The 13620-nt window shown below is 66.7% G+C and carries 13 protein-coding genes; 4 read left to right on the forward strand and 9 right to left on the reverse strand.

Going from position 1 to position 13620, the window contains the following annotated elements; all coding sequences use genetic code 11:
- Positions 1 to 105 precede the first annotated feature (105 nt).
- On the forward strand, positions 106 to 1935 hold the full coding sequence (locus BMW90_RS03905) for an ABCB family ABC transporter ATP-binding protein/permease (RefSeq protein WP_048531018.1): 1830 nt from the start codon (positions 106 to 108) through the stop codon (positions 1933 to 1935).
- 45 nt (positions 1936 to 1980) lie between these two features.
- Here BMW90_RS03905 and BMW90_RS26940 read toward each other — a convergent pair whose 3' ends face one another.
- Complete coding sequence (locus tag BMW90_RS26940; RefSeq protein ID WP_074835083.1) at positions 1981 to 4167, reverse strand: LysM peptidoglycan-binding domain-containing protein; 2187 nt, start codon at positions 4165 to 4167, stop codon at positions 1981 to 1983.
- 281 nt (positions 4168 to 4448) lie between these two features.
- Between BMW90_RS26940 and BMW90_RS03915 the strand changes: the two genes are divergently transcribed.
- Positions 4449 to 5003, forward strand: coding sequence for an LOG family protein (locus BMW90_RS03915; protein ID WP_074835084.1), 555 nt, complete (start codon positions 4449 to 4451; stop codon positions 5001 to 5003).
- An 88-nt stretch (positions 5004 to 5091) separates the two neighbouring features.
- Here the strand turns inward: BMW90_RS03915 and BMW90_RS03920 are convergent, their stop codons facing one another.
- The 7 genes from BMW90_RS03920 to BMW90_RS03950 all read right to left on the reverse strand — a co-directional run bounded on the left by BMW90_RS03920 (position 5092) and on the right by BMW90_RS03950 (position 11957).
- On the reverse strand, positions 5092 to 5700 hold the full coding sequence (locus BMW90_RS03920; protein WP_048531014.1) for a superoxide dismutase: 609 nt from the start codon (positions 5698 to 5700) through the stop codon (positions 5092 to 5094).
- Positions 5701 to 5846: 146 nt separating this feature from the next.
- Positions 5847 to 6425, reverse strand: coding sequence for a sarcosine oxidase subunit gamma (locus BMW90_RS03925; protein WP_083415937.1), 579 nt, complete (start codon positions 6423 to 6425; stop codon positions 5847 to 5849).
- Entirely contained in the window at positions 6418 to 9408 is a 2991-nt protein-coding gene (locus tag BMW90_RS03930) for a sarcosine oxidase subunit alpha family protein (protein WP_074835086.1), read from the reverse strand. The genes BMW90_RS03925 and BMW90_RS03930 overlap by 8 nt, the downstream gene beginning before the upstream one ends.
- Positions 9409 to 9469: 61 nt before the next feature.
- A complete protein-coding gene (locus BMW90_RS03935; RefSeq protein WP_074835088.1) occupies positions 9470 to 9793 on the reverse strand; it encodes a sarcosine oxidase subunit delta in 324 nt (107 codons plus the stop codon).
- A gap of 78 nt (positions 9794 to 9871) precedes the next feature.
- Positions 9872 to 10090, reverse strand: a complete 219-nt coding sequence (locus BMW90_RS03940) for a hypothetical protein (RefSeq protein ID WP_074835089.1) — start codon at positions 10088 to 10090, stop codon at positions 9872 to 9874.
- 252 nt (positions 10091 to 10342) lie between these two features.
- Positions 10343 to 10603 carry a hypothetical protein gene (locus BMW90_RS03945; protein ID WP_048531004.1) on the reverse strand — a complete coding sequence of 87 codons (261 nt, stop codon included), beginning with the start codon at positions 10601 to 10603 and terminating at the stop codon, positions 10343 to 10345.
- A 109-nt stretch (positions 10604 to 10712) separates the two neighbouring features.
- On the reverse strand, positions 10713 to 11957 hold the full coding sequence (locus BMW90_RS03950) for a sarcosine oxidase subunit beta family protein (protein ID WP_048530998.1): 1245 nt from the start codon (positions 11955 to 11957) through the stop codon (positions 10713 to 10715).
- Between the two features lie 162 nt (positions 11958 to 12119).
- On the opposite strand from BMW90_RS03950, the gene ruvX reads away from it, so the two are divergent.
- A complete protein-coding gene (gene ruvX, locus BMW90_RS03955; RefSeq protein ID WP_048530996.1) occupies positions 12120 to 12593 on the forward strand; it encodes a Holliday junction resolvase RuvX in 474 nt (157 codons plus the stop codon).
- Between the two features lie 14 nt (positions 12594 to 12607).
- Positions 12608 to 12844: a DUF1289 domain-containing protein gene (locus tag BMW90_RS03960; RefSeq protein ID WP_074835091.1), complete on the forward strand. Its 237-nt coding sequence runs from the start codon at positions 12608 to 12610 to the stop codon at positions 12842 to 12844.
- A gap of 7 nt (positions 12845 to 12851) precedes the next feature.
- Here the strand turns inward: BMW90_RS03960 and BMW90_RS03965 are convergent, their stop codons facing one another.
- On the reverse strand, positions 12852 to 13613 hold the full coding sequence (locus BMW90_RS03965) for a hypothetical protein (protein ID WP_074835092.1): 762 nt from the start codon (positions 13611 to 13613) through the stop codon (positions 12852 to 12854).
- Between the last annotated feature and the right edge of the window lie 7 nt (positions 13614 to 13620).

Here is a 13620-nt window from a genome sequence, read left to right on the forward strand (position 1 = left end):
GGAGGGCCGGAGCCTCGAAGAATCCGGCCCTGAATTCTCAGGAATTCAGGCAGGATCCGCCGACATATCCTGCGCCGCCCCATCAGACGACCGAAAGACTTGCAAATGACAGCCACCGACGCGCAGCCCGCCGAGGACGCCAACGCCGCCATCGCCCGGGAGGAACGCCGTTCCGGCTGGCGCACCATCAACCGCGTCGCCCCCTACCTCTGGCCCGACGATCACCCCTGGGTCAAGAAACGCGTCATCGCCGCCATGGCGGTGCTGGTGCTGGCCAAGCTGATCGCCGTCGGCACGCCGATGCTTTACAAGGCGGCGGTCGACACCCTCGGAGGCGAAGGCTCGACCCTGCTGCTCGGCGCGGTGGGGCTCACCGTGGCCTATGGCATGGCGCGGCTGATGACCAACGGCTTTCAGCAGCTGCGCGACGCGCTCTTTGCGGCGGTCGGCCAGCGTGCCCTGCGGCAATTGGCGCTCGAGACCTTTACCCATATCCACCGGTTGTCGATGCGCTATCACATCACCCGCAAGACCGGCGGGCTGAGCCGCATCATCGAACGCGGGGTCAAGGGCGTCGAGTTCCTGCTGCGCTTCATGCTGTTCTCGGTCGGGCCTCTGGTGCTGGAACTGCTGCTGATCGCCGTGGTGCTGTTTTTCCTGTTCGACGTCTGGTACCTGGCCGTGGTGGCGGTGACCATCGCGCTTTATGTCTGGTTCACCTTCAAGGTCACCGAATGGCGGGTCAAACTGCGCCGCCAGATGAACGATCAGGACACCGACGCCAATCAGAAGGCGATCGACAGCCTGCTCAACTTCGAAACGGTCAAGTATTTCGGCGCCGAAGCCCGCGAGGCGGCGCGCTATGACCAGGCCATGGCAGGGTACGAACGCGCGGCCCTCAAGACCTCCTATTCACTGGCCTTCCTCAATTTCGGCCAGTCCTTCCTGATCACCGCCGGGCTGGTGGGGGTCATGGTGATGGCGGCGCTCGGGGTGCAGAACGGCGATCTGACGGTGGGCGATTTCGTCATGGTCAACGCCTACATGATCCAGATCACCATGCCGTTGAACTTTCTCGGCACCGTCTACCGCGAGATCCGCCAGAGCCTGGTCGATATGGGCGAGATGTTCGGCCTGCTCGAACAACCGGCCGAGATCGCTGACAAGCCCGGCGCGCCGGCGCTGCATGTTGCCGGCGGCACGGTGGCGCTAAATGACGTGCATTTCGGCTATGATCCGGCCCGGCCCATTCTCAAGGGGGTATCGGTCACCGCGCAGGCGGGCCAAAAGGTGGCCATCGTCGGCCCCTCGGGCTCTGGCAAGAGCACCATCGGCCGGCTGCTGTTCCGGTTCTACGACGTCACCGACGGGTCGCTCACCATCGACGGCCAGGACGTGCGCGACGTGACCCAGGACAGTCTGCATGACGCCATCGGCGTGGTGCCGCAGGACACGGTGCTGTTCAACGACTCGATCTATTACAACATCGAATATGGCCGCGAGGGGGCCAGCCGCGACGAGATCATCGCCGCCGCGAAATCCGCGCAGATCCACGACTTCATCAAGAGCCTGCCCGAAGGCTATGACACCATGGTCGGCGAACGCGGGCTCAAGCTCTCGGGCGGCGAGAAACAGCGCGTCGGCATCGCCCGCACCCTGCTCAAGAACCCGCCGATCCTGCTGTTGGACGAGGCCACCTCGGCGCTCGACAGCGAGACCGAACAGGAAATCCAGGGCGCGCTGGATCGCGCCGCCGAGGGGCGCACGGTGCTGATGATCGCGCACCGGCTCTCGACCGTGGCCGAGGCCGATCAGATCATCGTGTTGCAGGACGGCGAGATCGTCGAACGCGGCACCCATGCCGACCTGCTGGCGCGCGACGGCCGCTATGCCAGCCTCTGGCGGCGGCAACAGGCGGAAGCCGACGCCGCCTGAGGCCCCGGCCACTTGGGCCGAGAAGCGTTTACGTGGGCGGCGCGCCTACTCCGCCGCCTCCTCTGCCGGAAGGTCGAACACCTGCCCCGGATAGATCAGGTCGGGATCGCGGATCTGCCCCCGGTTGGCATCGAAGACCCGCACATAAAGGATGCCCTCGCCATAGCGGTCGCGGGCGATCTGCCAGAGGGTATTGCCCGGCTGAACGGTGACGATCCTGACCGGCCCGTCGCCCTCGGTGGCGTTTGACGCCTTGTCCAGCGCCTCGCGGTCCTCGCGCAGGAATGGTGTTTCGGCGCGCGAGGTGACCTCGCCCGCCCCGTCCACCTCGTCGACGCGCAGGGTATAGACCCCCTTGTCGACCTGTGGCAGCGTCACCCGCCAGGAGCCATCGGCGCGGACCCGCGACGTGGTGATCGGCGTGTTGTCCAGGTAGACCCGGACAAATCCGCCGGCCTCGCCGCCGGTGCCGCGCCCGGCAAGCGCAACATCGCCGGCGTTGTCATAGCTGATCGTGTCGATTGCCACCCGGTCCAGCACCTCCGGCCCGGTCAGCACCCGCACTCCTTCATTGTCCGAGGCCAGCAAGGTCGGTGGCGTCTCGGGTTCCGGCGCCGCCGGGATCTCCACCGCCTCCGGCACCGCGCGCAGCGGGTCGGTGTCGCGGCTGACCGTCGCGGCCACTTCGGCCACCGGATCGGCCGCGGTTGCCGCGGGCGCGGGCGCAACCAGCACCGGGGCGGCGCCGACCCCGGCGGGCGGCTCGGAGGTATCCGCGGCGGCGATGTCTTCGGACCGGTCCGCGCCGGCGGATGCCGGCGCCGAAGTGTCCACCGCGGCGGGGCGATCCGGCACTGCGGGGTCTGCCTCGTCCGGAGCCGGTTCCGTTACGGCCGCTGTCGCCACGGGCTCGGGCGCGGCGGGGGTCTGCACCGGGGGGTCGATCTGCTCCGGGCTGGCGGCGGCGCCCTCGGGCACGTCCAGCGCGGCCACGGCCTCTGTCGTGCGTTCCGGCTCGGGGCTTTCGTCTGCTGCCCCGGCAACAGGGCGCTCGGCCACCACTTCTGCGCTCGGGGTCTCCCCTGCGTCCGCCGCTGCGCCGCCATCGGAACCGGCAGGTTGCGGTTCTACGACTTCCGCGATGTCGCCGGCGGGCGCGATTTCCGCATCCGCTGCCGTTTCGGCGCCCTCCGCGTCGGGCAGAGCGGCGCGGTCACGCGGTTCGGATTCCACCGGTGTCTTCTCGGCCACGGCCTCGGGCGCCGGGGCCGCTTCATCGGGCGCGGCTTTGTCCACCGCGCCAAAGGGCGCGACGATGATCTCGGTCTTGGAAAAGACCTCCGTGTCGGCCAGCCCCGTGGCGAGGGTCATCAGCCGGGGCTGGCGGCTGGGCGGGATGCGCAGCAGGCTGACGAAACGGCCGTCGCTGCCCAAGGTGGTTTCGCCGATCTCGCCGCCATCGAGAAAGATCCGCACCGGCGCCCGGGCCGCGCCTTCGCCCGCCACGATCGCCGAGCCGTCGGGCTCGATCCGCACCAGATCGAAGGTCGGCGGCACAAGCGGCGGCGCGGCCTTGTCCACGGGCTCGGGTTCTGGCGGCGTCGGCTCTGCGGTTGCAGGATCCGGTGTGGGGTCGCTGTCGGGCAGTTCGGCAGTTTCGGCCTCTGGCACGGCCTCAGGGGCCTCGGCCCTTTCGGCGTCCGGTGCCGGGTCGGGGTCAGAGGCGATTGCGCCCGCGTTTTCCGGCGCGGCGCCGGCGTCCGGTGCAGGCTCTGGCGCGGCCACCGGCGCAGGCTCCTCCTCCGGCAGCTCGGCGATCTCGGCCTCCGGCGTTGGCTCGTCGTCCGGCATCTCGGCGCTCTCGGCCTCCGGCGCCGGGCCATTATCCGGCACCTCGGTTAGCTCGGCCTCCGGCACGGGGTCGCTGTCGGGCAGCTCGGCAAGCTCGGCTTCCGGTGCGGGGTCGCGGTCCGGCTTTTTGGCAGGCTCGGCCTCCGGCGCCGGGTCGCTGTCAACGCTCTCGACGACCGGCGCGGGCCCCGAGTCTTGCGCCTCGTCTTGCGCCGCGTCGCTCTCGGGCTTCGGCGTATTCGCGGGCTCGGGCGTGATCAGTGCCGCCGGGGTCTCGCGAGGCGTCTCGGGATCGCCATAGAGCGTCATGACCACATACCCCGCAATGGCCACAGCCGCGCCGGCCGCGCCTCCGCCCAGATATCCGATCCATTTCGCCATTTTGGTCCCCTTTGCGCGCATTGGGCAGTCCGGAGCGCGCGGCCCCCTAATTCCCGGCAGATGTCCTCAATTAACCGTGAAACCACTGGGAAAAAACGTACAAAACACTAGCAGGGGCGGTCATCACGGTCAAAATGTGGATTTCCGGCGACATTTTCGGACACCCTCCGCCCCGCAGCGGCCTGCGCGCGCCGCAGGACCGGCCGGGTGCGTTGACTTCCCATGCTGCACGCGCAACATGTCCAGAGATTACAGGACGACCGAGGCAGGAGCGAGTGACAATGACCGACATCTCTGTGTGCGTTTACTGCGGCTCGCGTGATGGCTCAGATCCGGCCTATGCCGAGGCCGCCGAAACGCTGGGCCGGGCGCTGGCCGACGAGAGCTGGCGGCTGGTCTACGGTGCCGGTGACGTCGGCCTCATGGGGCGCGTGGCGCGCAGCGCGCAGGATAGCGGCGGCGAGACCTTTGGCGTGATCCCCAAACACCTGCTGGATGTCGAAGTCGGCAAGCGCGATCTCTCGACCTTTGTCGTCACCGAAACCATGCACGAGCGCAAGAAGGTCATGCTGATGAACGCCAATGCGGTCATCCTGCTGCCCGGCGGCGCCGGATCGCTCGACGAATTCTTCGAGGTGCTGACATGGGCGCAGCTTGGCCTGCATGACAAGCCGGTGATCCTGCTGAACGTGGCGGGCTATTGGAACCCGTTGCTGGCGCTGCTCGATCACGTGATCGATCAGGGCTTTGCCGAAGCCTCGCTGCGCGCCTTCTGGGAACCGGCCGAAAACGTCGCCGATTGCGTGGCCAAGCTGCGCACCGCGCTGGGGCGCTGATCCCGTCCGGCTTTGGCCCGGACAGCTGCAACGAAAAGGCCCGCCCGTGGGAAACGGGCGGGCCAAAATTCAGCGTTCAGAAGCAATATCAGGCGCTTGCGAGACGTTCCGCGACATTTTCCCAGTTCACCAGGTTGTCGAGGAAGTTGTCGAGATACGCCGGGCGCTTGTTGCGGAAATCGATGTAATAGGAGTGCTCCCAGACGTCGCAGCCCAACAGCGCGGTCTGGTTGAAGCACAGCGGGTTGACGCCGTTTTCGGTCTTGGTGACTTTCAGCGAGCCGTCGGTATCGACAACCAGCCAGGCCCAGCCCGAGCCGAACTGACCGGCGCCGGCGGCGGCAAATTGCTTCTTGAACTCGTCGACCGAGCCGAAGCCATCCTTCAGGCGGCTTTCCAGCTCGCCCGGCAGGCTGGCGCTGTTCGGGCCCATCATTTCCCAGAACTGCATGTGGTTCCAGTGCTGCGACGCATTGTTGAAGATGCCCGATTGCGCCACGGCGTTGGCGTCATAGGTGCCCTTGACGATCTCTTCGAGCGTCTTGCCTTCCCACTCGGTGCCCGAGATCAGCTTGTTGCCGTTGTCGACATAGGCCTTGTGGTGGATGTCGTGGTGGTACTCGAGCGTTTCCTTGCTCATGCCTTGGCCGGCAAGGGCATCGTGCGCATAGGGAAGATCGGGAAGTTCGAAAGCCATGGGTACACCCCTTTTTCTTGATGGTCGCGTTCCCGGTATAAGTGAGCGCGTGCGGCGGAGAGGTCAACCCCTGCCGAGCGGGTTGACGCCCTTCGCCGTCCGAAGAAGCGGCGCGCCGGGTCGGCCGCGCCTGCCCCGTGGTCAGCCTAGTGGAATCCGACCGCCGATCCCGGCTGCGCCGCGGTCTTCAAAAGGTCGAAAACATAGCGCGCGACCGAGCGGAAGCAGATCACCTGCGCCGCGGTTTCGCTCCTCAGCCAGAAGGCCGCCGGCACCTGCGCCAGCCGCGAGCGGCGCAGCTCGCCCGGCGGCAGGACGGCGACCGACATATCCGCCGGCGTCAGCTTGGCCAGCACGTCACGCAACCCGCCGCCACGCAGTTCGAACATCGCGCGGGCATCGGAAACGTCGGTTACCAGCGCATGGTAGCTGTAAAGCAGCTTGTCCATCGAGGCGACGGCCTCGGCCGTCTCGTCATAGGGGCAGAGCACCAGCAGCTCGTCGGGCGCCATCCACAACAGGCCGCGCGCCCCTTCGCATTCGGCCGCGCGCTGGGCCGGCATGTCGACCCCGGCGACGCCGGTCGCGGCGTTCTTGAGCGGCGGCATGGCCAGATCGCCGCGCAATGAGATCATGCCCTGCGCCGGCATTTCCCGGACCGAGACCAGACCGTCGAACTGTGCCCCGCCAAGGGCGGTGACCGGTGTTGCCAGCGCCTCAGACATTCTGTTTCTCCCCGTCCTTGTCGTAGAAGACCGGATCCACGATCCGCGCCTCGATCATGGTTGTGCCGTCGGATTTGGCAAAGCGGATCACCTCGCCCATCCGGTCGGGCCCGTGCCGCACCAGCCCCATGGCGATGCCGCGACCCAGGGTCGGCGAATGATAGGATGAAGTCACCCGCCCCTGCACGTTACGCTGGCCATTGGCGTTTTCGCCCTCGTCCACCGCATAGGCGCCATCGGGCAGCACCGAGCCGTCGACAGTCTCGAGCCCGACCAGCTTCCAGCGGTCGTCGCGGGTCATGTCGGGTCGTTGCTGCGCGCGTTTGCCGAGATAGTCGGTTTTCTTCTTGGAAATCGCCCAGTCCAGCCCGAGATCCTGCGGGATCACCGTGCCGTCGGTCTCGTCGCCGATCATGATGAAGCCCTTTTCGGCGCGCATGATGTGCAGCGCCTCGGTGCCATAGGGCATGACGTCGAACTGCCGCCCAACGGTCATCAGCAGATCCCAGAGCTGGCGCGCATAGCCCGCCTTGACCGCGATCTCGAAGCTCAGCTCACCGGAAAACGAGATGCGGTAGATCCGCACCGGAATGCCGCCCAACTCGCCCTCGGCCCAGCCCATGAAGGGCAGTGTCTCCTGACTGACGTCCATGCCGCCGATCGCCTCGAGCAGCTTGCGCGCCTTGGGGCCGACCACGGCGATCTGGCCGAATTGCTCGGTGACATTGGCGGTATAGACCAGCCAGTCCCACCATTCGCATTGCAGCCAATCCTCCATCTGCGCGTGGATGTGATCGGCGCCGCCCGAGGTGGTGTGGCAGAGGAAGGTTTCATCATCGATCCGCGCCACGACCCCGTCATCGATCAGAAAGCCGTTTTCGTTGCACATCAGCCCATAGCGGCATTTGCCGGGTTTCAGCGTCGACATCATGTTGGTGTAGAGCATGTCGAGGAATTTTCCGGCATCCGGTCCCTTGACGACGATCTTGCCCAGGGTCGAGGCGTCGAGCAGCCCGAGGTTTTCGCGGGTGTTGGTCACTTCTCGCATGACCGCGTCGTGCGTGCTCTCTCCGGGACGCAGGATGGCGTAGGGCCGGCGCCACTGGCCCACCGGCTCCCATTCGGCGCCATTGGCGTCAAGCCAGCCGTGGATCGGGGTTTCGCGCACCGGCTGAAAAATTTCGGCCCGGGCCTGACCGGCGATCGCGCCCATGGAGATCGGCGTGTAAGGCGGGCGGAAAGTGGTGGTGCCGACCTCGGGTATCGTCGCGCCAAGCGCACCCGAAAGCGTCGCCAGCCCGTTGATATTGCTCAGCTTGCCCTGATCCGTGGCCATGCCCAGCGTGGTATAGCGCTTGGCGTGTTCGACGCTCTCGAATCCCTCGCGGGCAGCCAGTTGAACGTCAGAAACCTTGACGTCGTTCTGATAATCCAGCCAGGCCTTCATCCGGTGCTTGATGCTGGCACCCTGCGGCATCATCCAGACCGGCGCCAGCGGCGCTTCCGCCTCGGCGCTGGCCTGCGGCGCCGGCTCATCGCCAAGGCGCGCGGCATCGTCGAGTACCTCTTGCAGGCTCAACGCGCCATTGGCGGCGCCGACAACGGTGACCATCGGCCGGCCCTTCTCACCGGTTGGCGGCTGGTCGGGATCGGGCCGGAACATGACGCGGCTCTCGTCCCAGATCAGCTTGCCGCCGCAATGCGACCAGAGGTGCACCACCGGCGACCAGCCGCCCGACATGGCCACGGCCTCGCAGGCGATTTCCTCGATCACCGCACCGCCTTCGCCGGCATGGCTGCAAATCGCCACGCCGCGCACCCGCTTGCCGCCGATCACATGGTCGATGGCATGGCCTTGCAGGATGCGGATGCCCTTGGCGCGGGCCTCGGCCATCAGCGGGCTGTCTTTCGGCAGGACACGGGCATCGATGATCGCCGGCACGGCGAGCCCGGCGCGACGCAGGGCCAGAGCGGTGCGATAGGCATCGTCGTTGTTGGTGACCACGACGGTGCGGTCGCCGGGGCTGACCGCCCAGTTGACCACATAGTCGCGCACCGCCGAGGCCAGCATCACGCCGGGAATGTCGTTGCCGGCAAAGGGCAGCGGCCGTTCGATGGCTCCGGTGGCGGTGATGACCTGCCCGGCGCGGATCCGCCAGAGCCGGTGGCGCGGGCCCTTGGCCTGCGGTGCATGATCGCTCAGACGCTCGTAGGCCAGCACATAGCCATGGTCATAGACCCCTGCCCCCATGCAGCGACTGCGCAGGGTGACATTCTCCATCGCTTCGAGATCGGCCAGCAGCCGGGCCACATGGGCCTCGGTCGAATGGCCGTCGATCTCGCCGCCATCCACCGGCGCGCGCCCGCCCCAATGGGCGGATTGCTCGACCAGCAGCACCCGGCCGCCGGCCGCGCCCGCGCGTTTCGCCGCCTCGAGCCCGGCGAGGCCGCCGCCCACCACCAGCGTATCGACATGGGCATGGAAATGCTCGTAGGTGTCGGGATCGCGGGCCTCGGCATCCGGCGCGCGCCCCAGACCGGCGGATTTGCGGATGAACGGCTCGTAGACGTGTTTCCAGAAGGCGCGCGGCTTCATGAAGGTCTTGTAATAGAACCCCGCCGGCAGAAAGGCCGAAAAGGCGGCATTGACCGCGCCGATATCGGTTTCCAGGCTGGGCCAGTGGTTCTGGCTCTGCGCGCTCAGCCCGTCGAAAAGCTCGGTGGTGGTGGCGCGCTGGTTGGGCTCGAACCGGTGCCCCTCGCCCAGCCCCATCAGCGCATTGGGCTCTTCGCCGCCCGAGGCCACGATGCCGCGCGGACGGTGGTATTTGAACGAGCGGCCCACCAGCATCTGGTCATTGGCGAGCAGCGCCGAGGCGAGGGTGTCGCCGGCATGGCCGGTCAGGCGCTTGCCGTTGAAGGTGAAGCTCTGCTGTTTCGAGCGGTCGATCAACCGGCCGCCGGTGGCGAGGCGTGTGCTCATGTGTCGGACCCTTTCGTGCGGGGCTGGCCGCTGACATGCGTATTGACGAGAAGTGAAGGCATCAGGAGGCGCGGGTCCAGCCCGGGCGCTTGTCGCGGATGGCGGCAAGGATGTGGTCGGGCGGCTCGGTGGTCTGCGCTTCGTAGGTGCCGAAAACCTCGAGTGTCCGGGTGTCGCGCGCCGCGAGGAACCACTTGCCGCAGCCATAGCCATGGCGCCAGCGTTCGAAATGCACGCCGCGCGGGTTGGCGCGGGAAAACAGGTAGTCGTGAAAGGCGTCGTCATCCGAGCCGGGGCCGTGGCGGGTGAGATGGGCCTCGCCGCCGGGGGTCAGCTCGGTTTCATCGGTCTGGACGTCGCAATAGGGGCAATGCAGGGTCAGCATGGCAGGCTCCGGTCTTGGCGCAGCAAAAGGCGGGCGCCAAGCGACGCCCGCCTTGCAGCTTGGTGGATCTGGATCGGGTCAGTCGGCCGCGACGGGCGCGGCATCATCGGCCAGCGGCTCTGTTGTGGCCGCAGGCGCATCGACGGCCTCGGCGCCGGTGATGTTGCCACCGGTGCCGGCAAAAGCCACCCAGAGGATGAGCAGCAGCACCAGCAAGGCAGCGACAATCCACATCCAAGGGCGGCCGCGCGGTGCGCGGGTGCGCAGCGGGTCGGTCCGAGGGATCGGGTCAGGCATGGGAAATCCTCCTTTCGCACTGCAAAAGATAGGTCGCCCAGGGGGGGCCGGACAGGGAGGCGCGCGGTCCTGGCGGGCGATGAGCCGGATTTCGCGGATGCGCACCCGAAAAATAGGCCGGCTTTGGCCGAAGCCATGCCGGTTTGCGGCCCCGGGACCGTCCCAGCGCCTCGGGCGTCCACCCGCTGACCCCACGCCGAAAGGCCCGGTGACGGCAGCGCCGCCGGGCCTTTCGCCGTACTGCGCCAGGCGTTACTGGCCTTCGGCGGCGTCTTCGACGGCCTCGCCCGCACCTTCGATGGCCTCGCCGGCGCCTTCGATGGTGACATTGACGTCATTGGTGCCGCCGGCCGGGCCGGGCACGTCGCCGCCGGCAAAGAGGAACCAGGCGATGATCGCCACGACAACGACCAGGATGCCGACGATAAAGGCCAGGCCGCTGTTGCCGCCCGAGCTGTTCGTGGTGGTTGTCGTCGTGGTGTTAAGGCGTTCGCGGTCGGTGTGGTCAACCATGTCAGGTCTCCTGTGAAGCGTTCGTTCACAGGGCAAACGTCAGGCCGGTGCCCGGGGTTCCCGGCGGCCCGACGAAATCGCGCCGCAGTGCGGAACTCCGCCGATGCGATCAATGCGCCACCCCCGCCGCGACGCTTTCGTCGATGAACCTCCCTTCGCGGAAGCGATCGAGCGAGAAGGCCTCGGTCAGCGGCGAATGGCCCTTGGCCATCAGCTCGGCCATGCCCCAGCCCGAGCCGGGGATCGCCTTGAAGCCGCCGGTGCCCCAGCCGCAATTGATGAAACAGCCCTCGAGCGGGGTTTTCGACAGGATCGGAGAACGGTCGCCGGTCATGTCGACGATGCCGCCCCATTGCCGCAGCATCTTGAGCCGCGAGATCATCGGGAAAGTTTCGATCAGCGCGCGCACGGTTTCCTCGATGTGATGAAAACTGCCGCGCTGGGTGTAGTTGTTGTAGCCGTCGGCGCCGCCGCCGATCACCATCTCGCCCTTGTCGGACTGGCTCATGTAGCCATGCACGGTATTGGCCATCACGACGACATCCATGCAGGGCTTGATCGGCTCGCTGACCAGCGCCTGAAGCGCCACCGATTCCACCGGCAGCCGGAACCCCGCCATCTCGGCCAGCACGCCGGAATGGCCGGCAACCACCAGGCCGAGTTTGTCGCAGGCGATCTCGCCCTTCGAGGTGGTCACGCCGGTGACCCGTCCGTCCTGCTGGCGCACGCCGGTGACTTCGCATTGCTGGATGATGTGCATGCCCATGGCCGAACAGGCACGGGCATAGCCCCAGGCCACCGCATCGTGGCGCGCGGTGCCGCCCCGGGCCTGCCAAAGCGCGCCGAGCACCGGATAGCGTGGCCCCTTGAGCTCGATGATCGGCACCAGTTCCTTGACACGGGCGGGCGAGATCCACTCCGTCTGCACCCCTTGAAGGGCATTGGCATGGGCGGTGCGCTGATAGCCGCGGATCTCGTGCTGGGTCTGGGCCAGCATCATCACGCCGCGCGGGCTGAACATCACGTTGTAGTTCAGGTCCTGGCTCATTGTCTCATAGAGCGACCGCGCCTTTTCGTAGATCGCGGCCGAGGGATCTTGCAGGTAGTTCGAGCGGATGATCGTGGTGTTGCGGCCGGTGTTGCCGCCGCCGAGCCAGCCCTTTTCGATCACCGCAACATTGGTGATGCCGAAATTCTTGCCAAGGTAATAGGCGGTCGCCAGCCCGTGTCCGCCGGCGCCGACGATGACCACATCATAGTGTTTCTTCGGCTCCGGTGAGGCCCAGGCGCGCTCCCATCCAAGGTGATAGCGCGCGGCTTCGCGGGCGACGGCAAAGGCTGAATATCGCTTCATCTGGCTCGAATCCCAATTGTGCCTGTCGGGGCTCTCTCTGTGGTGGTTCTAGAAGACTAGGCCAGTCTGCCCGCCTATCAAATCCGCCACAATGCCGATCAATCACGACATGGTGGGCCCTACAGGCTTTTCCCCTGCCCGCCCGGCGCGTTAGAGGGGTGTATGATCGTGGAAGATATCGCAGATTTCGCCAAAGCCCTGCCGCCGATGACGGCGATTGCCGGGCTTGACCTGGGCGACAAGACCATCGGGGTGGCCGTGTCCGACAGCTTCCGCTCGGTGGCGACGCCGCTGGAAACCATCCGGCGCAAGAAATTCGGGCTGGATGCCGCCCGGCTGCAAGAGATCCTTGCCGCGCGCGGCATTGGCGGGGTGATCCTGGGGCTGCCGCGCAACATGGACGGCTCCGAAGGGCCGCGTTGCCAATCCACTCGCGCCTTTGCGCGCAATTTTTCGCGGCTCTGGGACGGGCCGATCGGATTCTGGGATGAACGCCTTTCGACCGTCGCCGCCGAACGGGCGCTGCTCGAGGCGGATACGTCTCGGAAACGTCGCGCCGAGGTGATCGATCACGTCGCCGCCTCTTATATCCTGCAAGGGGTGCTGGACCGGATGCGCCATTTGGGGGGCGCATGACAAGAGGAGATCGGATGAAGGACGAGATCTGGAAACGCGACGAGATCGAAAGCCCCTGCGTGCAGATCTGTGTCATCCATCCCGAGGCGCGAATCTGCGCCGGCTGCCTGCGTTCGGTCGAGGAAATCACCCGCTGGTCAAAAATGCACTCGGAGGAACGCCGCGCCATCATGGACGAGCTGCCCAACCGGCGCGGCCACCTGAAAAAGCGTCGCGGCGGGCGCGCGGCACGTCAAGGGCGCAAGGGCTGAGCGTCGGTCAGCCGTCGCGTTCGAGCACCACATCCGCAGCGTTCAAGGTGCCGTAGGCGCCGGCGACGAAGACGGCGGTCAACCCGCCCTGGTCGTCTTCGAGCACAACGGCGGCATCCATGCCTTCGCTGCCGCTGGGTTCGATACTGACCTTGGTATCCTCGCCCATGCCCTCCGGCAGCATCAGCAGAAGCTGCTCGGCCCCGGCGGCGAAATCGGAGATCACCGGCACGTCGTCGTCCTCGGCCGGCTCGGCAACACTCTCGGCCTCCTCCGTCACGGTGTCGCTCTCGGGCTCTGGCGCCACGGTGTCGCTCTCGGGCTCTGACGCCGCGTCTTCATCGAGGGTCGGCTGCACGGCTGCATCGTCCTGGGCCACGTCTTCCGCGATCTCTTGCGGATAATCGTCAGCGTCGAGGCCTTCGGGCGGCACCATTAGCGCCTCCCAGTCGACCGACGTCTCGTCTTCTTCCGGCGCGTTGTCCGCGTCTGCGGCCGTCTCCCCGGCGGCGTCATCGCCGCCAGCGGAATCGGCGCCAGCCGAACCCGGCATGAATTTGGCCAGATCGAGCGAGGCGCCCATCCGGCGCACCTGGCTCAACAGGTCTTCGCCCTCGCCGCCTTCGTAATCCTCGCCGAGATCGTAATCCTTGGCCGCGGCCGATGCAGGTTCCGCCGCCGAATCCTCCGACTGACTTCCGATGCCGGTCATGCCGGCGATACCTGCCGCGGCCAGCCCGGTTCCCAACAGCATAAGCATTTCCAGCATGGGTCTC

The sequence above is a fragment of the Marinovum algicola genome (assembly GCF_900109145.1).
Classification (GTDB): domain Bacteria; phylum Pseudomonadota; class Alphaproteobacteria; order Rhodobacterales; family Rhodobacteraceae; genus Marinovum; species Marinovum algicola.

Bases quoted from the DNA above. Each gene is read 5' to 3' on its own strand.
- BMW90_RS03905 (WP_048531018.1), top strand. From the start codon at position 106: ATGACAGCCACCGACGCGCAGCCCGCCGAGGACGCCAACGCCGCCATC.
- BMW90_RS26940 (WP_074835083.1), bottom strand. From the start codon at position 4,167: ATGGCGAAATGGATCGGATATCTGGGCGGAGGCGCGGCCGGCGCGGCT.
- BMW90_RS03915 (WP_074835084.1), top strand. From the start codon at position 4,449: ATGACCGACATCTCTGTGTGCGTTTACTGCGGCTCGCGTGATGGCTCA.
- BMW90_RS03920 (WP_048531014.1), bottom strand. From the start codon at position 5,700: ATGGCTTTCGAACTTCCCGATCTTCCCTATGCGCACGATGCCCTTGCC.
- BMW90_RS03925 (WP_083415937.1), bottom strand. From the start codon at position 6,425: ATGTCTGAGGCGCTGGCAACACCGGTCACCGCCCTTGGCGGGGCACAG.
- BMW90_RS03930 (WP_074835086.1), bottom strand. From the start codon at position 9,408: ATGAGCACACGCCTCGCCACCGGCGGCCGGTTGATCGACCGCTCGAAA.
- BMW90_RS03935 (WP_074835088.1), bottom strand. From the start codon at position 9,793: ATGCTGACCCTGCATTGCCCCTATTGCGACGTCCAGACCGATGAAACC.
- BMW90_RS03940 (WP_074835089.1), bottom strand. From the start codon at position 10,090: ATGCCTGACCCGATCCCTCGGACCGACCCGCTGCGCACCCGCGCACCG.
- BMW90_RS03945 (WP_048531004.1), bottom strand. From the start codon at position 10,603: ATGGTTGACCACACCGACCGCGAACGCCTTAACACCACGACGACAACC.
- BMW90_RS03950 (WP_048530998.1), bottom strand. From the start codon at position 11,957: ATGAAGCGATATTCAGCCTTTGCCGTCGCCCGCGAAGCCGCGCGCTAT.
- ruvX (WP_048530996.1), top strand. From the start codon at position 12,120: ATGATCGTGGAAGATATCGCAGATTTCGCCAAAGCCCTGCCGCCGATG.
- BMW90_RS03960 (WP_074835091.1), top strand. From the start codon at position 12,608: ATGAAGGACGAGATCTGGAAACGCGACGAGATCGAAAGCCCCTGCGTG.
- BMW90_RS03965 (WP_074835092.1), bottom strand. From the start codon at position 13,613: ATGCTGGAAATGCTTATGCTGTTGGGAACCGGGCTGGCCGCGGCAGGT.